The following is a 24,490-nucleotide window of genomic DNA, read 5'->3' as shown; positions in this document are numbered from 1 at the left end:
TCTCGTCCCCGCCCAGGACGAGCGAGGAACCGAGGACAGACGACGTGGGATCGCCGCCGGAGACCAGCGGAGCGGACACCGGGACCGACACCGGGACCGCGGCCGGGTCGACCGAGGAGAGCGCCACGCCGGTGACCCCGGAGGCCGAGGCAGCCCCCGCCCCGTCCACCGCCTCGTCCACCGCCCCGGCCGACACCCCGGCCGACCCGCGGCCGGATCGCGACCTGGGCCGGCTCGACCCGGCCGTCCGCGCGCGGCGCGCGCGCCCGGAGTGGCCGACCCGCCGCTCCCCCCGGATGCCGCTCGACCTGCTCGCCGGCCTGTTCGGGCTGCTCGCGCTGCTATGCGCGGCCGCGTTGCCCTTCGCGCCGGTCACCGTGAGCGCCCCCACCGTCTCCTGGCCGCAGCGCGCCACCGTGCCGGAACCGACCACGCTGCTGCTCACCGCGTACCGGCCGCTGACCCTGGACGTGCGGGTGAGCTGCGACGCCGTCCGCGCGGCCGCCGGCACGGGCGACCGGACCGTCGTCGCCACGATGCGGCCGGACTCGGCCGCCGCCGGGGCGTCCGGCCTCGTGGTCACGGCCACCGGGACGCCCGACGCGCCCGGCGTCCGGGTGTCCGCGGTCGGCCGGGTCCTGCTCGACGCCCCGATCCCGACCGGGAGCTGCCTGTACACCGTCCACGCGGACGGCGACGGGACCGTCCTCGACCTCGACGGCGCCCGGCTGGCGTCGGCCTTCGGCGCCACGGTGCCGGACGTCGACCTGCTCACCACGTCCGTCACCGCCCTGCCCGCGCGCGGCGACCTCGCCGTGACGATGCGGGTCGACGACGAGATGGCGAGCAGCCCCACCCCCGCGAAGACGGTCCTGACGTGGCTGGCCGGGGTGCTCGCGCTCGCCGCGCTGCTCTGCCTGGTGCTCGTCGACCGGCGGACGGATCGGGCGAGGGCCCGGTGGCGGTGGCGGCCGCCCGCGCTCGTGGACCTGCTGGTCCCGGCGGTGATGACGCTGTGGCTCTTCCTCGCCCCCAGCACGGACGACGACGGCTACTACGCGGCCATGGCGCGCAACTTCCGCGCGTCCGGGTTCGTGGGCAACTTCTACCAGCTCTACGACCAGAGCTTCGTCCCGTTCACGTGGTTCTACCACCTGCTCGCCTGGTGGCAGACCGTCGCCGGGGACTCCGCGCCCGCGCAGCGGGTGCCCGCGCTCGTGTTCGGGTTGATCGCCTGGGCGGCGGTGCGTCGGTTCACCGCGACCGCCCTGCGCGAGGCCGCGCCGGACCGCCGGTGGATCCGGTCGCTGTCCCGGACGGTGCTCGGCATCACCTTCCTGGCGTGGTGGCTACCGCAGGACATGGGTGTCCGGCCGGAGAGCGCCGTCACCGTCGGCGGCGCGCTCGCGCTGCTCGGAGTGGCCGTGGCCGTGCGCCGGTCCCGCCTCTCGGTGGCCTGGCTGGCGTTCGTCGCGGCCGCCGCGGGGTTCGCGGTGCACCCCACGGGCTTCACCGCGCTGGCGCCGATCGTCGCCGGTCTGCCCGCGCTGTGGCAGCTCGTCCGGACGCCCAGCGTGCTCGGCACGCTCGCCCGCGCCGTCGCCGTCGTGTCCGGGGCGACCGTGGCCTCGCTGCTCGCGTTCACCGACGGCGCCTTCCGCGACTTCCTGCGGGGGCAGGAGATCTTCCTCGGGATCCAGGACCAGAACGACTGGGCCGACGAGATCCAGCGCTACAACTTCCTGCTCACGAACATCGCGATGGGCTCGTACGCCAAGCGGGTCGCCGTATTGGTGACCGTCGTGGCGCTGCTCTGGTTCGCGGTGCTGGTCGCGGCCGCCCGCGCCCGGCGGCTCACGGTGCCGTGGCCGCTCATGTTCTCCGGGTGCACGGCCGCGCTGGCCTTCCTGCTGCTCTGGCCCACGCCGTCGAAGTGGACCCACCACTTCGGCGCGCTCGCCGCCACGTGCTCGGCCTTCCTGGCGCTGCTGATCGTGCTCGGCATCCCGCTGGCCCGGCGGCTGGAGGCGCGGCTGCCCGTGCCGCTGCTGGCCGCGGTCGCCGGGTCCTTCGTGCTGGCGCTGGCGCTGGCCGGCCAGGGGCCGAACGCCTGGCCGTACACCTGGCTGATCGGGATCCGGCGGCCGGAGAAGGCACCGGCGGTCAGCGTCGTCGAGTTCGGCGACCCGCTGTGGTGGCTCCTCGGCCTGGCCGTGATCGTCGGCATCCTGGCCCTGGGCGCACGCCTGCGCGGCACCCGCGACCTGCGCCTGCACCTGCTGCGCGCGGTGCCCGCGATGGTGGTGCTCGGTCTGTTGGCCAACGTCGTCTACCTGGTCGGGACGTTCGGCCTCGCGGTCGACCGGACGAGCGGGTCCTGGTCCTTCTGGGGCGACAACTTCCGCGACCCCGGCGCGCGGGACTGCAACGCCGCCCGCGCCGTCCGCGTCCTCGACCCGGCGGGGGCCCGGACCCTGACCCCGGCCACGGGGCTGCCGGAGCCCGCGGAGCCGCAGGGCTTCGCCGCGGACGGGTTCCCCCGGGGCGACGGACCGCCGCTGCCGCCGGGGCGGGGGATGTTCGCCGGGTCGTGGGGCAGCTTCGTCGCCCGGGACGGGACGCCGGAGGCGACGACCGGCCAGGTCACGACGCCCTGGTGGGACCTCCCGACGCTGCCCGCCGACGGGTCCGCCCAGGTCGCCGTCCTGGCCGCCGGCACCCTCGAGCAGGGCAACTCGCTGGTCGCGGAGTTCGGCCGGCGCGCCGCTGACGGCACCGTCCGGAGCGTCGACACGGTGCCGCTGACCGACACCGCCTCCGACACCATCTGGCGCACCTTCGCGCTGCCCGACGCCGGGGGCCGGGCCGATCTCGTCCGGCTCACCGCGGTCGACCGCAGCGGCGGGATCGGCGGCTGGCTCGCCTTCACGGCCCCGGCCGTGGCGCAGCAGGTCCCGTTGCGCGAGGCGCTCCCCGCCGGTGCGGTGGCGCTGTCGTGGCAGGTGGCCTTCCAGTTCCCGTGCCTGCCGCTGCCCCGGGTGGCGGACGGCATCACCGAGCCCCCGCGCTCGGCCGTCGTGTGGGGCGACCCGTCGCTCTCCGGGTTCGACGACGCCACCTGGCAGCCCTTCCGCGGCGGCCTGTTCGGGCAGGTCCGCCGCATCTCGACGGGCCTTCAGCTGGCCACGACCCTCGACGGCGTGCCGGAGGACGAGCGGAACCTCGAGGTCTACCTCTTCGACCCGCCCTACCCCGCCGACGCCTACGACCTCGCCCGGGGCGAGCGCGTCACCGGCGGCGGGGACGCCGGTACGGACGCCCCGCCGCGCCCCTCCACCCCGGAGGCGGAGCGGGCCGACCGCGACGACGACTCGTGACGGCCGGGGCCGACCGTGCCGGCCGCCGGCGCGGCGCCGACCGCGGCTAGTGTGCGCGGCCCTGGCGCTCCGGCCCACGCGGGCCGGCGATGTGCGGGGCGCCGTGCGGGCGGGCGTTCCGCACGCGGTGCTTGCCGCGGGCCAGCCGGGCGCCGACGAGCTGTTCCGCCAGCTCCCGGGCCAGCTCGGGGTGCGGGGAGCGGAGCTCGACGTTGCGGGCCGAGAGGAGCCGCTGCACCGGGCGGGGCTGCTCCGGCACGGCCGCCGGCACGACCGGCAGGGATGGCACCACCGGCAGGGTCGGCACCGCCGGCGGCAACGCCGCGACCGCCGGGAAGGCCTGGGTCGGGGGCTCCACCAGGGGCAGCGGGACGAGCGTCGGCAGGACCTGGGTCGCGGGGTCCCGCTGCGCGACCAGGGTGTCGATCGGCGCAGGCGCCGGATCGGGGCGGGAACGACGCGGCGGGCGTTCCGGCCAGGAGCCGGCACCGCTGAGCCCGATCGCGACCTCGGGCTCGACCGGCACCGCCGGCAGCACCGCGGTCACGGGGTCGCGCCGGGCCGCGTCCGTGTCGATGGGGACACCCAGGGCCGGGCGGTCGACCTGGGGGACGACCGGGAGCGGCGCGGTCCGCGGCCACGCCGCGGGACGGTCATCGGCGGCCGGCGCGGGGCCGGTCGGGACGGACGGCACGACGGCCACCTCCACGGCGTCGGGTACGGGGACGAACTCGGGACCGGACGGGCGCCGCGGGGCGGGCGCCACGGGCACCGGCAGGGCGACGGCGGGACCGGCCGGAAGGAGACGGGCGAGGAGCCCGGGCAGCTGCGCCCGGTACCCGGCCAGCCGCTGCGACCAGAGCGCCGGTAGTCCCTTCATCGCCACCCGCGCCGGCTCCTCGACGTGCCGGTACAGCAGGTGCGCGGCGGGCACGGTCGCGACCAGCACGCCGAGCGCGAGGACGTGCGCGAGGAGCCCGTTGGCCGCGAGGAGGGTGCTCCCCCCGTAGCTGCCGTAGCGGCGCAGTGCCAGCCAGAACACCTCGAACATCGGGATGTGGATCAGGTAGAGCGCGTAGGAGAGGCGCCCGCCGTGCACCATCGCGGGCCGCGCCAGCCACCGTGCGACACCCCGGTCGGCCAGCGCGAGCGCACCGACGAGCACCGGGAACAGCACCAGGACGACACCGCCGCGGCCCGGGGCGACCAGCTCCCCGGCGAGCAGGCCGCCGACGATCAGCACCGGTGTGGCCGACGCGACCGCGGAGGCGACGCGGCGGGCGCCGGGCCGGTGACGCAGCCGCCGTACGGCGAGGTAGGTCAGGATCCCCGCGCCGAACCCGCAGAGGATGCGAACCAGCCAGCTCCACGGGTGGTAGGGGCTCCCGGTGGTCAGGTACGCGGCGGCGAGCGGCGTCGTCAGCGCGAGCGCGCCGCCCGCCAGCACCCCGGCCGGGAGGTTCCGCATCCGGTGGAAGACGACCGCGACAAGCGGGAACAGCAGGTAGGCGAGCCACTCCGCGCTGATCGACCAGGTCGCCCCGACCCAGGAGGCGCCGTCGAGGTAGGGGTTGTCCCACAGCTGCACCATCACCAGCTGCTGCAGCCACTCGCCGGGGCTCAGCACCGGCTGGACCGCCTGGAAGGCGATGTCGGGGTCCGACCCGTAGACCGCCCGCGCGACCAGCCAGATCCCGAACATGTGGAACACGAGCGCGTAGGCCGGCCAGATCCGGCAGGCGCGCGCCCAGACGAACCGCCCGGTCCGTGCCGCGGTGAGCCGGGGACCGAGCTGCTCGAGGTACGTGTAGGCGATCACGAAGCCGCTGAGCACGAAGAACAGGTCGACCCCGAGCGCACCGTGCGTGATCACGGGCGCGAGCAGCCCGCTGACCACGGCGACACCGGGCAGCGCGGTGAAGTGGAAGTGGAACAGCACGACCCAGGCCGCGGCGACGGCGCGCAGGCCGGTCAGGGCGCGGAGCTCGCCGCCCGCTGCGGGGGGCGAACCCGGGACCGGACCCGTGGTCGGAGGGGCGTCCGACACGGGTGCGTGCTCGGCGGTCGTGGTCACGTCGACCACAACGATGCCCCCGAGTAGCCGTCACGGGCGTCCCCCACAGTGCGCCCGAATAGCCCAATGTGTTACACACAGTGGTCGAACTACATCGATGTCATTCTTGATGCCCGGACCGGATGACAGCCGGACGACAGTGTGCCGGAACACCCTTCGGGACGGGTGCCCGGCCCCGTCGGAGCGGCCAGATAGCCTCGGGCGTCGTGCTGACCACCGACACGGTGGACGAGGCACGCCGCAGCTCCCCGTCGCGGCGTGACTCCGCTCCCCCACACCACCGTCCCGGTCTGCGACGGCTCGCCGCCGGACTCGGCCTGCTGTCGGCCGTGCTGGCGATCGCGATCCCGTTCCTGCCCGTCGCGCAGAACACCGCGCAGCTCAGCTGGCCGACGGCCGGCGGGGGCACGGCCCCCGTCACGGCCCCGCTCGTCGCCCTGCGACCGGAGAGCTTCGACGCCACCGTCCCCTGCGCCGCCGCCCGCAGCCTCGACGCGCGCAGCCCGCAGGCGGCCACCGTCTTCACCACCACCGCCCCCGGGGCCCCCGACGGCGCCGCCGTGGGCATGCGGGTCAGCGTCGACGCCGGGCGGCTCGTCGTCGACGACCGCGGACGACGGATCGCCGAGACCGACCTCGTCCCGGGCGACTGCGCCCTCCTCGTCCACTCCGACTGGGCGAGCACGACCGTCACGTTCGGTGGCCGACAGCTCGCGGCGTTCGACGACGACCGCCGGCCGCAGGTCGTCGGGATCTGGTCGGACCTCGACCAGGCCCTCGACCCGGTCGCCGGTACGGAGATCCGGTTCGCCACCGACAACCGCTTCGACAGCGCCCCGACCACGCCGAAGGTGGTGGCGGCGGTGCTCGCCGTCGTCGCGCTGCTCGGCTGCCTGCTCGTGCTGCGCCGGCTCGACGACCGCGACGGCCGCCGGCTCGTGCCCACCGGCCGGTTGTCCGGCCGCCTGCGCGGACACGACTGGGCCCGCGACTCCGCCGTCGTGGTGCTGCTGGGCGGGGCGACCGTGTTCGGCAGCATGACGCCGGACGACGGCTACATCCTCAACATCGCCCGCGGCACCTGGACCTCGGGCTACGTCGGGAACTACTACCGCTGGTACGACGTCCCGGAGGCGCCGTTCGGCTGGTTCTACGAGCTGTACTCGAAGTGGATCGAGGTCAGCGACGCTGTCCTGTGGCTGCGGATCCCGGCCCTCCTCATGGGCGTCGCGTCGTGGTTCCTGATCAGCCGCGCGCTGCTGCCCCGGCTGGGCACCCGGGTCCGCCGCAGCCGCTCCGCGGGCTGGGCGGCGGCGGGCGTGTTCCTCTGCTTCTGGATCCCCTTCGACAACGGTCTGCGGCCCGAGCCGGTCGTGGTGATCGCCGCGCTGCTGTCCCTGGTGCTCCTCGAGCGCGCCCTCGTCACGCAGCGGCTGCTGCCGATCGCCGGCGCGCTGGTCTCCGGCGCCTTCGCGGTGGCCGCCACGCCGACCGGGCTGATCGCCTTCGCGCCGCTGCTCGCCGCGGCCCGCCCGCTGCTGCGCCTGCTCGCCCGGCGGGCCCGCAAGGCCGGCTGGCTGGTCGTGCTGCTGCCCCTGCTGGCCGCCGGCGTGATCGTGCTCGTCGCGGTGTTCGACGACCAGACCTGGGCCTCCGTCGCCGAGGCCACCCGGGTCCGCACCGAGATCGGCCCGAACCAGCCCTGGTACCAGGAGCTCTCCCGCTACCAGCTGCTCTTCTCGGACAGCCGCGACGGCTCGCTGATGCGCCGCTTCCCGGTGCTGCTGCTCCTGCTCTGCCTCGGGGTGAGCATCGCGGTGCTGCTGCGGCGCGGCCGCATCCCCGGCGCCGCGCTGGGCGTGTCCCGGCGGCTGATCGGCAGCAGCCTGCTCGCGTTCGTCGTGCTGGGTCTGACCCCCACGAAGTGGACGCACCACTTCGGCGCCTTCGCCGCGCTCGGCGCGGGCATGGCCGCGATCGCCGCGCTGGCCACCGGCACGAGCGTGCTGCGGTCCCGGCGGAACCAGGCGCTGCTGGTCGCGGCGCTGCTCGCGGTCACCGCGCTGGCCTTCGCCGGCCCGAACACCTGGTGGTACGTCTCGAACTGGGGCGTGCCCTGGTTCGACAAGCCGCCGTCCGTGAACGGGATCTCGGCCACCTCGCTGCTGCTGCTCGCCGCGGCCCTCGTGCTGGTCTACGCGCTGGCCGAGCACCTGCGCGGGCCCGCGATCCCACGGCCGCTGGCGATCGGCGGCCGGGGCCCGCGGCTGAACAACGCCCCGATCGTCGTGATCTGCGCGCTGATGGTGGTCTTCCAGGTCGCGTCGCTGGCCAAGGGCGTGCAGAAGCAGTGGGGCACGTACTCGCTGGCCGCGGACATCGTGGAGGACCCGACCGGGTCGCGGTGCGGGCTCGCCGGGCGGGTGCTCGTCGAGACCGACCCCGAGGCGGGCGTGCTCCCGCCGGCGGCCGGGCCGGGCGGCCCGCCGGAGACCGTGGGGTTCGCCCCGGACGGCGTCCCGCCGACCGGCCCCGGCTCCTACCGCGACTCCGACGGCGCGGGCAACCATGACCCCGGCGTCGCCGGCACCGGCCCGCACGGCGGCCGCGTGACGGGCAGCTGGAGCGCCGACCAGCAGTCCATCGGCGACTACCGCAGCGGCTGGTACGCGCTGCCGCAGCCCGCCCGGGACGGGTCCCGCCCGCTGGTCCTGGGCGTCGCCGGGGAGATCGGCGGCGGTACCTCGCTGACCCTGGAGTTCGCCCGCGGCGACCAGGTCGTCGACAGGGTTGCGCCGGACGGCGCGTCCGGCAGCGTCACGGCCACCGCCGACCCGCTCGGCACGGCCGCGAGCGGGCTGGGCTGGCGGGACGTCCGGCTGACCCTCTCGGGGGCGGCCGCCACCGCCGATGCTGTCCGGGTCGTGGCCTCGGACCGGGCCCTCGGTCAGGACGGCTGGGTCGCCGTCGCCGAGCCCCGGGTCCCGCAGCTGACCCCGCTCACCTCCGTGGTCGCGGGCATGGCCGGGTACACGGACTGGCCGACGGCCTTCCCCAGCCCGTGCCTGCGGCCCTTCGGGGTGCATCGCGGCGTCGCGGAGATGCCGGGCTACCGGATCCTGGCGGACACCCAGCAGCGCGAGGTCGGGGACAACTGGGGCTTCCCGTCGACGGGCGGGCCGCAGGGCTGGATCGACCAGGTCGCCCGGCAACGCGTGCTGCCGACCTACCTGCAGGGCCAGTGGGACTTCGACTGGGGTCAGCTGCGGATGCTGGAGCCGTGGTCGCCGACGCCGGGCGGCCCGGACGTCGAGCGGGGCACCCGCACGATGGGCGGCTGGCAGAAGGTCGGCGAGATGGGCGAGGCCCCGGACGACCCGCCCCTCGACCGCCCCTGACGCGGGAGACCGCCGATCAGGCGCCGCAGCTCGCGGCGGCGGCCGCGGCGTCCCGCGGGTACCGGTAGGACGTCCGCTCGACCGCCCCGGTGAGGTTCTGCCGGAACCGGTCGGCGGTCAGCGGGTCCCGGTAGGAGGCCAGCATCTCGACGGTCGCCGGGCAGCCCAGCGCCCGGCGGGCGTCGTCGACGAACCCCGGCCCGACGAAGCCGGTGTCGCCCCGCACGCCGGCCTCGGCCAGGAACCACTCGGGCAGCAGGTCCTTGTCGTGCCCGATCCGGCCGCCGGGGACCCCGGTGGCGTGCCCGGCGACCGGGTTGACGAGGCCGACGCCGTCGAGCACCCGGACGTCGAGCGGCGCGAGCTCCCCGGCGACGCCGAGGTTGAGCCACACCAGGGTGCTCCGCCCGCCGTCGGCCGGGTAGACGTACCAGTCCCCGTTCCCGACGATCGCGAGCGACGGCCCCGGCGCCGCCGCGAGCCGCGCCACCCCCTCGGCGACCCGCGGGTGCGTGGCGTAGTCCTCGGCGGTGACCGGGTGCGGGTGCCCGAGCAGCAGGACGTAGTAGAGCCGCTCGTTGGCGATCCAGTGCGGGCCGAGGTGCTCGCCGTAGGCCGGGCGCAGCGAGGTCAGGCAGAACGCCGCCCACACGAGCGTGCCGAGCACCGGGACCAGGGCCCAGCGCGTCGCCGGCACCGCCGTCACCGGCAGCAGCAGCGAGAACAGCGCGGGCAGCAGCATCCGGCCGTGCATGAAGTCGCCGCCGACCCGCGTGACGTAGAGCCCCAGCAGCAGCCCGGCGATCACCGGCGTGAGCGCCACGACCGCCGTCGCGACCCGCGTGCCGGACGGCGCCGGGCCGGTCCGCCCCCGGCGGCTGAGCAGCGCGACCGCGACGAGCAGCACACCGGCGCCCGCGAACCACAGCCCGTAGGTCTGGGCCAGGTCCAGCAGGTACCAGCCGCCCTGGTCCCAGCGGGCGTCGCTCGCCTCCTTCGCCAGCGCCGTCGACGGGACGAGCAGGCCGTAGTAGCCCATGCGGAAGATCTCGTAGCCGACCGGCGCGACCGCCGCCACCGCGGCGAGCCCGAGCAGCCGACGCACGCTCCGGCGCCACTCCAGCACCACGACCGCGACGGCGACGAGCAGGCCGGCGAGCGCGAGGTCCGGCCGCACCAGCGGGGCCAGCCCGACGACGACGGCGAGCGCCACGGCCGATCCCGTCCGCCCCGCGACCTCGCCCCGGCGCACCTGCAGCCGCCGGACCAGCAGCCACCAGCTCGCGCCGAGCCAGCCGGTGATCAGCCCGGTCTCCAGGCCGGACGTCCCGAAGTCCCAGAAGGGCGGCAGCGCGAGCACCACCAGCGCGCCGGCCGGCAGGATCGTGCGGGCCCGGTGCAGCCGGCGGGCGGCGTCGACCGCGAGCCCCAGCCCGGCCACGGACAGCAGCAGGCCGAGGACGACGGCGGCCCAGTTGAGCGAGATCCCGGGCACGAGGCCCGGGATCGCGAGGAGGTAGGTCCAGAGGGTCGAGGTGTTGGCCTCGACCCTCTCCCCCGCGTTGAACACCGGCCCGTCCCCTGCCAGGAGGTTGCGCACGGTCCGGAGCACGATCAGGCCGTCGTCGCTCATCCAGCGGCGGTTCCAGATCAGTGCGGCGAACGCCCCGAGGAGCAGGACCAGGACGGCGCCGTTCCAGAGGCCGGGCCGGATACGGCGGTCGGGGCGGGCGGGCGGGAGTCCGACCGGGGCGTGGTGGACCGGCGCGACGGTGTCGATGGACCTGCTCCTCATCACTCGCGTGTACGTACTCGAACGAGCCTTCCCCCGAGCAGGCTGCGACATTCTGGCCGATGGTTCGCGAATCGTGACCGACCCCCGGCCCGGGGGGCGGCGGGTCGCGGGCGGGCTGGCACTGTGTTCGCGTGGTCTCCCCCGCGCGCCCCGCCCCCGACGCGACGCGGGAGGACCCTCCGCTGCCCGTCGGCCCGCGGCGGCGGCGCGGGGTCCTCGCCGCGGTGCTCGGCCTGGTGGTGCTCGCGTGCGCGGTGGCCTTCCCCTTCGCGCCCGTGGTGCAGCCCGAGGTCCGGTACGACTGGGGCGGCCCGGGCGCGGTGGCCACCGCGCTGCCGCTGATGCCCTACCAGCCCGTCTCGCTCACCGCCGAGGCGACTTGCGGCGCCGCCCGCGCGCTGGGCGCGGGCACGCTCCTCACCACCACCCCTACCGCGCCGGACCCCCGGGCGACCCCGCTGGACGGGCTGCGGATGGAGGTCACCGGGGACGCGCTGCGCGTGACCACCGCCGGGGCGGAGCTCGACCCGCTGCCGCTGCCGACCGGGGACTGCACGGTCGGGTTCCGCAGCGACACCACGGCCACCACGCTGCTGCTCAACGGCGCGCCGGTCGTGTCCCGCCCGGGCGACCTGCGCCCCGCGGTCGCCGCGGTCCTCACGGACGCCCCGGACACCGCGGGCCTGCGGCTGCAGCTCACCACCGACACCCGCTTCCAGACCACCGCCACCCCGCTCAAGATCGCGGTCGCCGTCGTCGGGGTGCTGGCGCTGCTCGGCCTGGTCGTCGTGCTCGCCCGCGGCGAGCGGCAGCGCCGGGTCCGGGTGCTGCCCCGCGGCTGGTGGCGGCCCCGGCTCACCGACCTCGTCGTGACCGCGACTCTCGCGGTGTGGTGGGTGTCCGGGCCCGTGACCGTGGACGACGGCTACATCGCCGGGATCGTCCGGGACCGCGGCAGCAGCGGGTTCGTCGGCAACGTCTACCGCTGGCTGAACGCGCCGGAGGCCCCGTTCAGCTGGTTCTACGACCTCTACTACGCCTGGTCCCAGGTCTCGGCCTCGACGGTCTGGATGCGGCTGCCGTCGATCCTGCTGGGCCTGGTGACCTGGGCCCTGCTGTCCCGGTGCGTGGTGCCCCGGCTGCTGCCGCGAGCCGGCCGCGGCGTCGCCTGGCTGTCCGCGCTGACCTTCCTCGCCTGGTGGCTGCCCTACACGCTCGGCCTGCGCCCGGAGCCGTGGGTCGCCCTCGGGACCGTGCTGGTCCTCGTGGGCGTCGAGCGCACGATCGCGCTGCACCGGGTGACCCCGCTGGTCCTGGCCCTGCTCGTCGCGGGCGTGACGACGGCCGTCACGCCGGGCGGCCTGATGGCGTTCGCCCCGGTCGTCGCGGGCCTGGTCCCGGTGCTGCGGACACTGCGCCGCAGCGGCCTCGGCGCGGTGCCGCTGGTGCTCGTGCTGCTGGCCGGTCCCGCCGCCGCGGTGTTCCTCATGGTCTCCGACCAGAGCCTCGCCGCGATGCTCGAGGCCACCCGGGTGCGGACGCTGATCGGCGGCGGCCAGCCCTGGTACGAGGAGCTCGACCGCTACGCGCTGCTGCTCTCGCAGGACGACCTGCAGGGCTCGCTGGCGAAGCGGGCGCCGGTGCTGCTCACGGTCCTTGCGGCGGTGGCGGCGCTGCGGGCGGCCGGGCGCCGGATCCCGGCCGGACCCACGCGGCGGATCGCCGTGGTGTTCCTGCTCGGGCTCGCGTCGATGACCGCCACGCCCACGAAGTGGACCCAGCACTTCGGCGATCTCGCCGGGATCGGCGCGGCGGTGCTGCTGGTCGGGATCGTGGCCCTCGGCCGGCGGGCCCTGGCCGGCCGGACGGCGCCCTGGCTGGCCGGGCTCGGCGCGCTCGCCGTCGCCGGGTCCCTGGTGCTGACGGGGCAGAACGTCTGGCCCTTCGTGTCCAACTGGTGGGGCCTGACCTGGAGCACGCTGCCGCCGCTCGTCGCGGGCGTCGAGCTCGCCCCGGTGTGGCTGGTCGCGGGGCTGGTCGTGGTCGCGGCGGCCCTGCTGGTCCTCGCCTGGCGACGATCGGGCGGCGGTACCACCCGACTGCCGCGGTGGCTGCCCAGCCCGGCCGCCGTCACGACCGTGCTGCTCGCCGCGGTGGTGCTGCTGCAGGTCGGGTCGTTCGCGCGGACCGGCTGGCAGCACCGGAACAGCTACACGCTCGTGTCCGACGCGCTGTCGACCGCCCGCGGCGCCCCGTGCGGGCTGCAGGAGAAGCTCTCGGTCGAGACCGACCCGGCGGCGGGCCTGCTGCCCGTCCTGCCCGGCCCGTCGGCCCTCCCGCCCGTCCCGGTCGACGCCGGGGGCACCACGCTGCCCGGGATCCGGGGCGCGGGCACCGGCGACACGGCCTGGTTCGCCCTCGACCCGGCCCAGCGGGACCGCTCGCTCCCGGTCGTCGTGACGGTCGCGGGTGCGCTGCGGCCCGGGGACACCCTCGCCGCCGAGTTCGCGGGCGAGGACGGCGAGCCCCTCGCCCGCACCGCCTTGGAGCCCGGCGGCACGGACCCGCGCGACACCCGGCTGCTCGCGCCCGACGGCGCGACGCGCGTCCGGCTCGTCGTCGACGTCCGGGAACCGGTGGACACCCCCGCCGTCGCCACGCTGCCGCGCGTCCCGCGCCTCACGCCGATGGACGAGGTCCTCCCGGCCGGCACGGAGGCGATCCTCGACTGGCCCGTCGCGTTCGTCCTCCCCTGCCTGACCCCGGCGCCGCTCCCGCTCGGCACCACGGCGCTCCCGCAGTGGCGCGTCGCCCCGCCGCAGGCCGACGACTCGGCCGGGATCACCTACGCCCCGGGCTACGGCGGACCGTTCGCCGCTGCCCGGACGCTGGTGACCGAGCAGCGCCTGGCCACCTACCTCGCCGGCGACCCGACCCGCGACGCCGCGCAGGTCTACCGCTGGATCCCCCTCCGGCCGCTGGCGACCGCGACGCCCCAGGTCACCAACCGTACGGTCAGTGGGTGGGCGCACACGGGCCGTACCCGGGTGCCCGGCCTCGATCCCGTCGGCTGAGGCGCGCCCGGCCGACTGCGACGCGCGTCATACACCACAATGGGGCGCACCGACGCCCCTCGGTCCGGCCCGCCCGGGCCGGCCCCGCACCGGAGGACTGAGCCGAACCCATGCTTCGCACAGAGACGCCGGACGTACCCCTGGCCGCACCGGCGTCCCCGGGGCGTCGCCCGGAGGGCCCCGTGCGGCTGACCGCCCAGCGCGGGCTCTTCTTCGGCCCCTCCGCGCTGGCGCCCGAGGACCTCTACTCCGTGGTGGAGAAGGGGGTGGCCCGGCGCGAGCGCGGCCGCGTGCACCTCACCCCGGGCACCCGGGTCGGCACCAACACCTACTTCGGCCGGCTCTACGCCACCTACTGGCAGCGCTGGACGGCGGTCGAGCGGGTCGAGGTCACCGCGCTCGCCGGGGGGGAGGGCCGGATCCGGCTGCTCGCCTCGGACACCAACAAGGTCTCCCGCATCGTGGACGCGGTCGACGTCGGCACCCCCGCCGGCCCGGAGACCCGCGAGGTCCGGCTGTCGGCGCCGATCGACCGCTTCCTCGACGGCGGCGGCATGTGGCTGGAGATCACCACCGAGACCGGTGAGCTCACCGTGTCCGAGGTGCGCTGGAGCGTCCTCGCCCCGCGGTCCGTGCCCGCCACCGACATCGTGATCTGCACCTACAACCGGGTCGAGGAATGCCTCGACACGATGCAGGCGCTGGCGGACGACCCGGAGGCGCTCGCCGTGATCGGCACGGTGCGGGTGGTCGACCAGGGCAGCGACCCGCTGGAGTCGCGGGACCGGTTCAGCGCCGTCGCGCAGGCGCTCGGCGACAAGCTCGTCTACCTCCGCCAGCCGAACCTCGGCGGTGCGGGCGGCTTCACCCGCGGCCTCTTCGAGGCCACCGCCGGGGCACCGGAGGAGCATCACGACGTCCTCTTCATGGACGACGACGTGATGCTCGAGCCCGAGCTGCTGATCCGGCTCACCACGTTCGCGGCCTGCATGCCGCAGCCGTCGATCGTCGGCGGGCAGATGCTGAACCTGCTCCACCCGGCGCACCTTCACATCTCCGGCGAGCGGGCCGACCCCGAGAACCTGGTCAACGGCCTGCCGACGCCCGGCTCGCTGCGCGAGGCCTACCTGCTCGGCCTCGACGAGCGGCTGCTCCCGATCAACCAGGAGCGCCGCACGGACACCGAGTACAACGGCTGGTGGTCCTGCCTGATCCCGGCAGAGGTCGTGCGGCGGATCGGCTACCCGCTGCCGATCTTCTTCCAGTGGGACGACGTCGAGTACGGCTACCGCGCCCGCGCGGCCGGCATCCCCACCGTCTCCCTGCCCGGCGCCGGCGTGTGGCACGGCGACTTCGGCTGGAAGGACTGGGACGAGTGGCACCGCTACTTCAACCTGCGCAACGGGTTGATCATGGCGGCGCTGCACACCGGCTTCTCCACGAAGACGATCAACGCCCGGATCCGGCACCTGCTCTCGGTGTACCTGATCGGCATGCACTACGGGCTGTCGGCGACGCTGCTGCAGGCCGTGGAGGACTTCCTCGACGGCCCGGAGATCCTGCGCGACGGCTCGGCGGGGTCCGCGGCACGCATCCGGCGGGTGCGCGCCGACTACCCCGAGACCACGGTGCACAAGATGTCCGAGCTGTCCGAGGACTTCCGGGCGCTGACGGTGCACCGGGCCGGCGGCGAGCCGAGCAACGAGGGCCTGACCTGGGTCAAGCGCGCCGTCTACCAGCTGCTGGACCGGGTGCCGCACCGGATGGGCTTCATCCCCGCCGGGGACGCGCACTGGTGGCACGTCGGGCTGTTCGAGCGCGCCGTGGTGACGGACATGGGCGAGCAGGGCGTCCGGATCCGGCAGCGGGACAAGGCGAAGCTGATCGCGCTGGCCCGCCGTGGCCTGCAGGCGATGCGCCGGCTGCACACCGAGGGCCCGGCGGTGGCCGAGCGCTACCGGGCGGCGGTGCCGGAGCTGACGAGCCGGGAGAACTGGGCGCGGCTCTACGGGATCCAGGCGGACGCGGACTGACCCGCCCCGGCCGCCCCACCCGGGGCGGCCGGGCCCGGCGTCCTACTTGTCGAAGATCTCCTCCGACCACGCCTGCCGGCTGGTCAGCCAGGCGAGCGCGTCCCGGTAGCGGGTCCGCAGCAGCGGCCACTGCCGCACGACCTCGCGGTGGAGCTCCAGGGACTCCTTCACCATCCGCTTGAACAGCTGCGGGTCGCGGCGGCGGAAGGTGACCCCGCGGCCGTCCGGCGTCGACACCGTGGCCGAGTCGAGCCCGGCCAGCACGAACCACTGGGCCTGCTTCCACGGCACGTTGCGCTGTGGGACCTCGGCGTGCGCGGGGTTCGGCGTCTTGAGGTTGCGCAGCACGCCCTTGGCGAGCCCGAGGCCGACCTTCACCTTGCCGACCGGCGGCTCCGGGAACAGCTGCGCACCCAGCGCGTCGAGGGTCGACAGGGGCACCTCGGTGGCGGACTGCAGCGGGCGCCCGTCGTCGTACTCGACGCGCTCGGCGCGGATCTCCCCCAGCACGACCGGCAGCTTCGCGAAGAGCGCCTCGGGGCCGGCCAGGAAGTCCTTCAGACCCTTGATCTGCAGCGCGACCGCGGAGTACTCCATCAGCATCAGGTGCCGGAGCGTGCGCTTGAAGGACTCCTGCAGCAGCGCCTTGGGCGAGTCCGGGCCGTGCAGCGCCGCCGCGACGTACCGGTTGCGGTAGTGGAAGTAGGCCTGCCAGTCGCTGGAGTCGTCCTTCTCGATGAAGGACATGTGCCAGATCGCGATGCCCGGCACGGTCGCCGTGCGGTAGCCGCGGCCGCGGGCGCGCAGGCCGTACTCGGCGTCGTCCCACTTGATGAACAGCGGCAGGGGCAGGCCCAGGTCCTCGGCGACGACGCGCGGGATCAGGCACATCCACCAGGCGTTGTAGTCGACGTCGACCCGGCGGTGCAGCCACGGCGTCTGCCGCAGGGTCCGCTCGGCCAGGTCGTGGTGCGGGTGGGTGTCCGGGGCGACCCGCCACATGAAGGTGTTGCGGTCGACGACCTCGCCCATGGTGGACAGCTGCGAGCGGGCCTGCAGGGAGAGCATCTGCCCGCCGACCAGCATCGGCTCGCGCGAGAACCGGGAGAAGGCGACGGCCCGCAGGATCGAGTCCGGCTCGAGCAGGATGTCGTCGTCCATGAAGAGGATCTGCTCGCAGTCGGTCGACCCGAGCGCCTCGTACATGACCCGCGCGTAGCCGCCCGACCCGCCGAGGTTCGGCTGGTCGACGATCCGCAGCCGGTCGCCGAGCACCGCGGCGGCCTGCTCGTAGCCGGCCTGCTCACGCACCTTCTGCGTGCCCTGGTCCGGCAGGATCACGGCGGTGACGGCCGCGAGCACGGCCGGGTCCTCGCCGATCGCGGTCAGGGTGGCGACGCAGTCCGCCGGCCGGTTGAAGGTCGGCATGCCGATCGTGACGGCCGCGCGCCCGGGTGCCGCGGTCGGCGCGTGCCAGCCGCCCTCGTGCAGGACCAGCTCGCCGTCGTCCGTGGTCAGGTCGAACCAGTACCACCCGCCGTCCTCGAAGGGGCGCAGGTCCAGCGGGATGTCGAGCTCCCGGCGGCCGTCGACCCGCTGCCCGGTGACGTAGATGTGCGAGCCGTCGGCCTTCGAGCGGTAGACGTCGACGCGGCCCGAGCCCTCCAGCGAGAGCGTGAGCCGGATGTCGGTGAGGGTCGACCAGGCGCGCCAGTAGCCCGCGGCGAAGCCGTTGAAGTAGGCGCCGAAGGACACCTCGCTCTGCGCCGGCAGCACGGCCGAGGTCCGCGAGGTGACGCGCAACGCCCGGCCGGTGCTCGCCGAGACCGTGAGGGTCATCGGCTTCTCCTGCGACCCCGGCGCCGGCTCGGTCGGCGCCAGCGTGGTGCCGGTCCGCTCGTCGACGTAGAGCGCGCGGACGGCCAGCGGGTCCGCGGGGCGGGGGAGGATGATCCGCTGCAGCAGCGTGTCGGCGGACCCCCCGCGCGTGGGCACGGAGGCGGGCTTCTCAGCGGTGGTCGTCACTGGGTCCTCGGTGTCTCGCTACCGGTGGGGGCAGTGGCCGAGGGTAGCCACGACGCGTCAGGACGCCGACGACCGGGTGCCGGCCGCGCCCGGGCTCAGTCCTCCGACTCGGTGCCGGAGAGCGCCTTGCCGTCGACGAAGTGCGGGGTGATCCGGTTGTCGAACATGGTCAGAGCCGAGCCGATCGCCATGTGCATGTCGAGGTACTTGTAGGTGCCGAGGCGGCCGCCGAACAGCACGTTGCGGTTCGCGGTCTCCTTGCGCGCCAGCTCCCGGTAGCGCTCCAGCTTGGCGCGGTCCTCGGGCGTGCCCACCGGGTAGTACGGCTCGTCGCCGGACTCGGCGAAGCGCGAGTACTCGCGGACGATGACCGTCTTGTCCTTCGGGTAGTCCCGCTCCGGGTGGAAGTGCCGGAACTCGTGGATCCGGGTGAAGGGGACCTCCTCGTCGTTGTAGTTCATGACGGAGGTGCCCTGGAAGTCACCGGTGTCGTGCAGGACCTCGGTCTCGAAGTCCAGCGTGCGCCACGAGAGCTCGCCCTCGCTGTAGTCGAAGTAGCGGTCCAGCGGGCCCGTGTAGACCGTCGGGACCCCGGCCGGCAGCTCGTCGCGCACCGCGAAGTAGTCCGTGTCCAGCCGGACCTCGATGTTCGGGTGGTCCGCCATCCTCTCCAGCCACGCGGTGTACCCGTCGACGGGCAGCCCCTCGTAGGTGTCGTTGAAGTAGCGGTTGTCGAAGGTGTAGCGGACCGGGAGCCGCGTGATGATCGACGGGCTCAGCTTGGTCGGGTCCGTCTGCCACTGCTTCGCCGTGTAGCCCTTGACGAACGCCTCGTAGAGCGGGCGCCCGATCAGCGAGATCGCCTTCTCCTCGAGGTTCTCCGCCTTCGCGGTGTCGACCTCGGACGACTGCTCGGCGATCAGCGCACGCGCCTCGTCCGGCGTGTGCGACCTCCCGAAGAACTGGTTGATCAGCGCCAGGTTCATCGGGAACGCGTAGACCTGGTCCTTGTACCGCGCGAAGACACGGTGCTGGTAGTTCGTGAAGTCCGTGAACCGGTTGCAGTACTCCCACACGCGCGTGTTCGACGTGTGGAAGAGGTGCGCGCCGTAGCGGTGGATCTCGATCCCGGTCTCCGGCTCGGGCTCCGAGTAGGCGTTGCCGCCGATGTGGGACCGCCGCTCGAGCACCAGGACCTTCTTGCCCAGTTCGGCCGCGGCCCGCTCCGCGATCGTCAGCCCGAAGAAGCCCGAGCCCACCACGACCAGATCGAACTGTGCGTCAGTCACGGGCACCGAGGGTAGCGGCGCGGTGATCGGCGCCCGTGACAGGGCCGACGACCGACCGACCGGCGGCTCAGAGATAGACCGCCAGGGTCAGCATCGCGATCCACGCGACGGCGAGGACCTGCAGGACCCGGTCCCCGAGGGCGATGTCCTCGGGCTCCCCGCCGTCGCCGTTGTCGACGTCGACGGAGTAGCGCAGCACCGCGACGACGAACGGGACGATGGAGATCACCGACCACACCGAGTTGTGGTGCGCCTCGCGGATCTCGAAGGCCCACAGCCCGTAGGTCATGATCAGCACGGTAGCCGAGAGCGCCCACACGAACCGCAGGTAGGACGGGGAGTAGGACTCCAGGGACTTGCGGATCTTCGCGCCGGTGCGCTCGGCGAGCATCATCTCGGCGTAGCGCTTGCCGGCGACCATGAACAGCGAGCCGAACCCGGCGGCCAGCAGGAACCACTGCGACAGCGGGATGGCCGCGGCGACACCGCCCGCGATCGCGCGCATGAGGAAGCCGGAGGCGACGATGCAGATGTCGAGCACCGGCTGGTGCTTGAGCCAGAAGCAGTAGGCCAGCTGCACGGCGACGTAGACGCCCAGCACGATCAGCAGCTGCGGCGAGGCCAGCAGCGACAGCGCGATCGCCGCCGCGAAGCACACGACCGCCACGACGTAGGCCACCGGGACCGGCACGACACCGGCGGCGACGGGCCGGTTGCGCTTGGTCGGGTGGGCGCGGTCGGCCTCGACGTCCTTGGCGTCGTTGACCAGGTACACGCCCGACGCGGCCAGCGAGAACGCCACGAAGGCGATGGCCAGCTTGACCGCCACCGCACCCTGGAACAGGTCGCCGGAGGCGAACGGCGCGGCCAGGACCAGCACGTTCTTGACCCACTGGCGCGGGCGCATGGTCTTGACGACGCCGGCCACCAGACCGATCGGGGTCCGCTGCGGTGCCTCCACCGCCGGGGGTACGTCCGTGCTCGTCATCAGCGCTTCTTCCTGTGGATCAGGCGCGGGATCACGCGCCGGGCGGCGAGGGCGACGCCGGCGCCGAGCGCCGATCCCGTCGCCACGTCGGTCGGGTAGTGCACGCCCAGGACCAGCCGGGACAGCGCCATCACCGGGACGACGGCCAGGGGCGTCCGGGACCGCAGCAGCCCGCCGTAGAGCACGGCGGCGGCGGTGGTCGAGGTGGCGTGCGAGGAGGGGAACGAGAGCCGGCTCGGGGTGCCCACGAGCACCTCGACCGAGGGGTGCACGGGACGGGGCCGGCGCACGACGCGCTTGACCCCGATGGACGCCCCGTGGGCGAAGGCGACGGCCGCGGCGGACCAGAGCCACTCGCCGCGACGACGGCGGTCGACGGCGGCGCCGACGAGACCCAGCGCGAGCCAGCCACCCGCGTGCTCGCCGAAGTGCGACATGCCGCGGGCCACGGACACCGCGCGCGGCCGGGCGACGCCCCGCTGCACGGCGGCGAGCACCCGGAGTTCCGGCGAGGCCGGTGTGGTGGCGGGTTCGGACGGCACGACGGCGGGTACGACGGGGACCGCGGGTGCGTCCGGCACGGCCGGTACGTCGAGCGACCGGTCGGTCACGGGCAGGCCTCCTCGCGCGCGCGGCGGGGATTCCGCGGGCGCCGATCTGCGGGGTGTACGGCGCAGCCATGCTACGCGGGCGCCCCCCGCGCCACGGTCCGGCGTGCCGGGGCGGCCCGTCGACGCTGGTCAGCTGCTCAGAACCAGCGTTCCAGCACGAGCGCGACGCCGTCGTCGACGTTGGTCGCGGTCGTCTCGTCCGCCGCGGCCACGACCTCGGGGTGCGCGTTGCCCATCGCCACGCCGTGCCCCGCCCAGCGGAGCATCGCCAGGTCGTTGGGCATGTCCCCGAAGGCGACGACCTCGTCGGGCGTGATGCCGGCGAACTCCGGGGTCCGTTCCAGGAGGTCGACGAGCCCGGTGGCCTTGGAGACGCCCGCGGGCGCCACCTCGATGAGCCCGCCCGGGTGCGAGAAGGTGATGTCGACCGTGTCGCCGACCAGCGGTTCGAGCGCCGCGGCCATCGCGTCGCTCGACAGGCCCTTCGCCCGCACCAGGAGCTTCACCGCCGGGTGGGCCAGCAGGCGGTCGCGTGCCTCGGTCGGCGGGCCGCCGCCCGGCCACGCGTGCTCGTAGTCCGGTTCGGCGACGAACTGGGCCACCTGGTCGTCGAAGGCGTGCTCGCCCACGCGTTCGACCCCGAGCGTCGCGCCCGGCAGTGCCTCGGCGACGGCCTCCTCGAGCCGGACGAGGTCCTCGGGGTGCAGCGGCCGGGAGCCGACGATCCGGTCGGCCTCGACGTCGTAGAGCACGGCGCCGTTGGCACACACCGCGTACCGGACCACGCCGAGCTGGGTCGCCACCGGCGGGATCCAGCGCGGCGGGCGCCCGGTCACCAGGACGAACGGGACACCGCCCGCGACCAGCCTGCCGACGACCGCCGCCGTGCGCGGGCTGACCTCGTGGTCCTCGCCGAGCAGGGTGCCGTCCACGTCGCTCGCGACGAGCCGCGGGGCCTCCATCGGTCTACCTCATCCGCCCGGACACGCCCCCAGCGTACGGGCAGCGGCGGAAGCGATCTCCGGGATAGCGTGCGGGTATGCGCGTGCTGGTGGTGTCGGCGCCGCTCACCGGGCACCTGCTGCCGATGCTGCCCCTCGGTGAGGCGCTGTGGGAGGCGGGGCACGACGTGCTCGTCGCCACCGGCGGGGACGCGATGGGCGCCGACACGGGCGATCTCCCCGTCATCGACATCGCGCGCGACGTGTCCTTCGCCCGGATCGCCGCCCGGATCATGGCCTCCCATCCCTTCGACGCCCGCGCCGAGCTGGCCGGCACCGCGGGCACGCGGATGGTCGCCCGGCTGTTCGGGGCGGTGAACGAGGAGCTGACGGACGGGCTGGTCACCGTCGTCGAGCAGTGGCGGCCGGACGTCGTGGTCCACGAGCCGCTCGCGGTCGCCGCCGCGGTCGCCGCGGCCCGGCACGACCTGCCCACCGTGCTGCTGGAGAACTCGCTGTTCGACGGGCCCTCGCTGGTCCGCGTCACGGCGGCGTCGAAGATCATGCAACGGGCGCTGCGCCGGCACGGACTGGAGGAGCGCGGGCTCCCGGCTCCCGAGGTGGTGCTGACGACGGCCCCGCGCAGCGTCGTCGGCGAGCGGACCGGGCTGCCGATGCGGCCGGTGCAGCGCGGCGGCGGGGAGATCCCGGCGTGGCTGCGGGTCCCCTCCGATGCGGCGGACCGGCCGCGCATCCTCGTCTCGCGCAGCACGGTGCCCGGCCCGGGCGCCGATCCGATGCCGGCGGCGCTGGCCGCCGCGGCGGAGGTCGACGCCGAGATCGTCCTGGTCCGGCCGGAGCCGCGGATCGAGCGCCGGGCCCGCGGGGTGGACCGGGTGCGGACGGTCGGCTGGGTGCCGCTGGTCGACGTCATGCCGCTGTGCGCAGCGATCGTGCACCACGGCGGGTCCGGTACCGCGATGGGCGCGCTGGCCGCCGGGATCCCGCAGCTCGCGGTACCCGGGGCCGGCGACCGCCGGCACAACGCCGAGCTCATCGCCCGGCGCGGGGCGGGCCTGTCCGGGAAGGTGAGCGCCGAGGCGTTGCGCCGCCTGGTCGACGACGGCGAGCTGGCCGCCAACGCCCGCCAGGTCCGGACCGAGCTGGAGGCGATGCCGCCGCCCGAGGCCCGCGTGCCGGACGTGGCCGCCCTGGACTGAGGTCACCGTTTCCGCCGATCACTCCCGGTCGTGAGCGGCGAGTGCCGTTCCAGGGGCAGTTGCCGCTCACGGTTCCCAGGCGATCAGGGCGGTCCGCAGCAGGCCGGCCAACGACTCGCGCTGGGCGGGGGTGAGGACCTCGAGCAGCCGCGCCTCGGCAGCGATCTGGCGAGGGAGGAGGTCGTCGACGAGCTGCTCCCCCGCCGGGGTCAGCGCGACCCGGGCGGCCCGGGCGTCGTCCGGGTCCGGGGTGCGGGTGACCAGGCCCGCGGCGGTGAGCTTGTGCAGTCGTTTGGTCGTCGCGGCCGGTGAGCCCACGACGCCGGCGGTGAGGTCACCGGGGCGTAGCGGGGCGTCGGTGCGGCGCAGCTGGCTGAGGAGGTCGAACTCGGCGCGGGTCACGCCCGCGTCGGCCAGCCAGTCGTCCGCGGCCTGCTGCAGGAACCGCGCGGCCCGCAGGATCCGTCCGACGACGGCGATGGGCCCGGTGTCCAGGTCCGGCCGCCGGACCGCCCAGATCGCCCGGATCTCGTCGACCGCGTCACGGTCCGCCGCCATGGCTTCCCCTTTCGTACACCGGTGAAGTAAATTCGTACACCGGTGAAAGGAGTATGCGTGCGGGGGACGCTCGTCCGTGAACTGGTCCGCTTCGAGGCCCACGCCGGGGCGCACCGGCCCGCGCTGCGCTGCGGGATCTCGGTGGGCGTGCCGATGCTGGTGCTGCTCGCCGCCGGCCGGCTCGACCTGCTCGGCGCGGCCACCTTCGGCGCCTTGGCGGCCATCTACGGCCGGAACCTGACCGTCCCGGCGCGGACGGGCGTACAGGCGGTCACCGGCGTGGGGCTGGTCGCGAGCGTGGCGATCGGGCTGCTCGCCGCGCACCTGCCGGCCTCGCCCTGGCTCGCGCTGCTCGTGCTGGTGGGCGTGGGGGTCGCCGGAACGGTCGGCGGCGAGATCGTCGGGTGGAAGCCGGGCGGGCCGCTCTTCTTCGTGTTCGCGGCCGGCGCGTTCGCCGGGGCACCTCCGCTCGGCCTCAGCGCGGCGCTGCAGGTCGTGGCGGTCGCCGCGGGCTCGGCGGGGTTCGCGGTGCTCGTCGGGAGCGCCGGCGCCCTGTTGCCCGGACACGTGCGGCGGCGGGCACCGCAGGTCGCGGTCCCGCTCCGCGAGGCCGTGCGCCGCGAGATCGTGCTCGAGGTACTGCTGGCCTGCGCGATCACCGCGCCGCTCGCCGTGCTGCTCGGGGTGGAGCACCTGTACTGGGCGCTGGTCGCCGCCGTCGTCCCGCTGTCCGTGCCGGGTTCGCGGTTCCGCGTGACCCGGGGCGTGATGCGCATCGGCGGGACGCTGGGCGGGCTGGTGGTGGCCGCGGCGCTGCTGGCCCTGCACCTGCCGGGCTGGGCGATCGTCGTCGCCGCGGTGGTGCTGCAGACCGGGGCGGAGCTGCTGGTGATGCGCAACTACGCGGTCGCGCTGCTGTTCATCACGCCGCTCGCCCTCGTCGTCGGGACGACCATGCACCCGGTCCCGACGGCCACCCTGCTGACCGACCGACTCGTCGCGACCGTGGTCGGGGTGCTGGTGGCGCTGGCCGTCCTCGGCCTGCGCGGCCGCCGGCGTGAGCGCGCCACGGAGCCGTACCGCAGCTGACCGCGTCCTCCGGGCCCG

At 74.9% G+C, this 24,490-nt stretch carries 14 protein-coding genes; 6 read left to right on the top strand and 8 right to left on the bottom strand.

The window, feature by feature from the left end; translation table 11 throughout:
* The first annotated feature begins 44 nt into the window (after positions 1-44).
* The gene (locus ABD990_RS13030) at positions 45-3,377 is read left to right on the top strand and encodes an arabinosyltransferase domain-containing protein (RefSeq protein WP_345380705.1); all 3,333 of its coding nucleotides are present in this window, start codon (positions 45-47) and stop codon (positions 3,375-3,377) included.
* Positions 3,378-3,423: 46 nt separating this feature from the next.
* On the opposite strand, the gene ABD990_RS13025 is transcribed toward ABD990_RS13030, so the two are convergent.
* The gene (locus ABD990_RS13025) at positions 3,424-5,451 is read right to left on the bottom strand and encodes an acyltransferase family protein (RefSeq protein ID WP_345380704.1); all 2,028 of its coding nucleotides are present in this window, start codon (positions 5,449-5,451) and stop codon (positions 3,424-3,426) included.
* Between the two features lie 206 nt (positions 5,452-5,657).
* On the opposite strand from ABD990_RS13025, the gene ABD990_RS13020 reads away from it, so the two are divergent.
* Complete coding sequence (locus ABD990_RS13020; protein WP_345380703.1) at positions 5,658-8,849, top strand: arabinosyltransferase domain-containing protein; 3,192 nt, start codon at positions 5,658-5,660, stop codon at positions 8,847-8,849.
* 16 nt (positions 8,850-8,865) lie between these two features.
* Here the strand turns inward: ABD990_RS13020 and ABD990_RS13015 are convergent, their stop codons facing one another.
* Entirely contained in the window at positions 8,866-10,644 is a 1,779-nt protein-coding gene (locus ABD990_RS13015) for an arabinofuranosyltransferase AftB family protein (RefSeq protein ID WP_345380702.1), read from the bottom strand.
* Positions 10,645-10,775: 131 nt separating this feature from the next.
* Here ABD990_RS13015 and ABD990_RS13010 point away from each other — a divergent pair, with 131 nt between their 5' ends.
* Together ABD990_RS13010 and ABD990_RS13005 are read left to right on the top strand one after the other, a co-directional pair.
* Positions 10,776-13,718 (top strand): arabinosyltransferase domain-containing protein, encoded by a 2,943-nt coding sequence (locus ABD990_RS13010; protein ID WP_345380701.1) that lies wholly within the window; start codon positions 10,776-10,778, stop codon positions 13,716-13,718.
* A 182-nt stretch (positions 13,719-13,900) separates the two neighbouring features.
* On the top strand, positions 13,901-15,751 hold the full coding sequence (locus tag ABD990_RS13005; protein ID WP_345380700.1) for a glycosyltransferase: 1,851 nt from the start codon (positions 13,901-13,903) through the stop codon (positions 15,749-15,751).
* Between the two features lie 42 nt (positions 15,752-15,793).
* Here the strand turns inward: ABD990_RS13005 and ABD990_RS13000 are convergent, their stop codons facing one another.
* The 5 genes from ABD990_RS13000 to ABD990_RS12980 form a co-directional block, all read right to left on the bottom strand.
* The gene (locus ABD990_RS13000) at positions 15,794-17,776 is read right to left on the bottom strand and encodes a glycosyltransferase (protein WP_345380699.1); all 1,983 of its coding nucleotides are present in this window, start codon (positions 17,774-17,776) and stop codon (positions 15,794-15,796) included.
* 95 nt (positions 17,777-17,871) lie between these two features.
* The gene (gene glf / locus ABD990_RS12995) at positions 17,872-19,065 is read right to left on the bottom strand and encodes a UDP-galactopyranose mutase (RefSeq protein ID WP_345380698.1); all 1,194 of its coding nucleotides are present in this window, start codon (positions 19,063-19,065) and stop codon (positions 17,872-17,874) included.
* 67 nt (positions 19,066-19,132) lie between these two features.
* Positions 19,133-20,053: a decaprenyl-phosphate phosphoribosyltransferase gene (locus ABD990_RS12990; RefSeq protein WP_345380697.1), complete on the bottom strand. Its 921-nt coding sequence runs from the start codon at positions 20,051-20,053 to the stop codon at positions 19,133-19,135.
* Complete coding sequence (locus ABD990_RS12985) at positions 20,053-20,664, bottom strand: phosphatase PAP2 family protein (RefSeq protein WP_425569586.1); 612 nt, start codon at positions 20,662-20,664, stop codon at positions 20,053-20,055. Before ABD990_RS12985 ends, ABD990_RS12990 begins: the two co-directional genes overlap by 1 nt.
* Before the next feature lie 137 nt (positions 20,665-20,801).
* Positions 20,802-21,626, bottom strand: coding sequence for an HAD family hydrolase (locus tag ABD990_RS12980; protein WP_345380696.1), 825 nt, complete (start codon positions 21,624-21,626; stop codon positions 20,802-20,804).
* A gap of 77 nt (positions 21,627-21,703) precedes the next feature.
* On the opposite strand from ABD990_RS12980, the gene ABD990_RS12975 reads away from it, so the two are divergent.
* Positions 21,704-22,825 carry a nucleotide disphospho-sugar-binding domain-containing protein gene (locus tag ABD990_RS12975; protein WP_345380695.1) on the top strand — a complete coding sequence of 374 codons (1,122 nt, stop codon included), beginning with the start codon at positions 21,704-21,706 and terminating at the stop codon, positions 22,823-22,825.
* 66 nt (positions 22,826-22,891) lie between these two features.
* Here the strand turns inward: ABD990_RS12975 and ABD990_RS12970 are convergent, their stop codons facing one another.
* A complete protein-coding gene (locus tag ABD990_RS12970; protein ID WP_345380694.1) occupies positions 22,892-23,383 on the bottom strand; it encodes a MarR family winged helix-turn-helix transcriptional regulator in 492 nt (163 codons plus the stop codon).
* A 57-nt stretch (positions 23,384-23,440) separates the two neighbouring features.
* On the opposite strand from ABD990_RS12970, the gene ABD990_RS12965 reads away from it, so the two are divergent.
* Positions 23,441-24,472, top strand: a complete 1,032-nt coding sequence (locus ABD990_RS12965; RefSeq protein WP_345380693.1) for an FUSC family protein — start codon at positions 23,441-23,443, stop codon at positions 24,470-24,472.
* The last annotated feature ends 18 nt before the right edge of the window (positions 24,473-24,490 follow it).

The sequence above is a fragment of the Pseudonocardia yuanmonensis genome, from assembly GCF_039542425.1.
Taxonomy (GTDB): Bacteria; Actinomycetota; Actinomycetes; order Mycobacteriales; family Pseudonocardiaceae; genus Pseudonocardia; species Pseudonocardia yuanmonensis.
The sequence above is the reverse complement of the archived record's forward strand: the minus strand, read 5'-3'. Positions and strand labels throughout refer to the sequence as shown.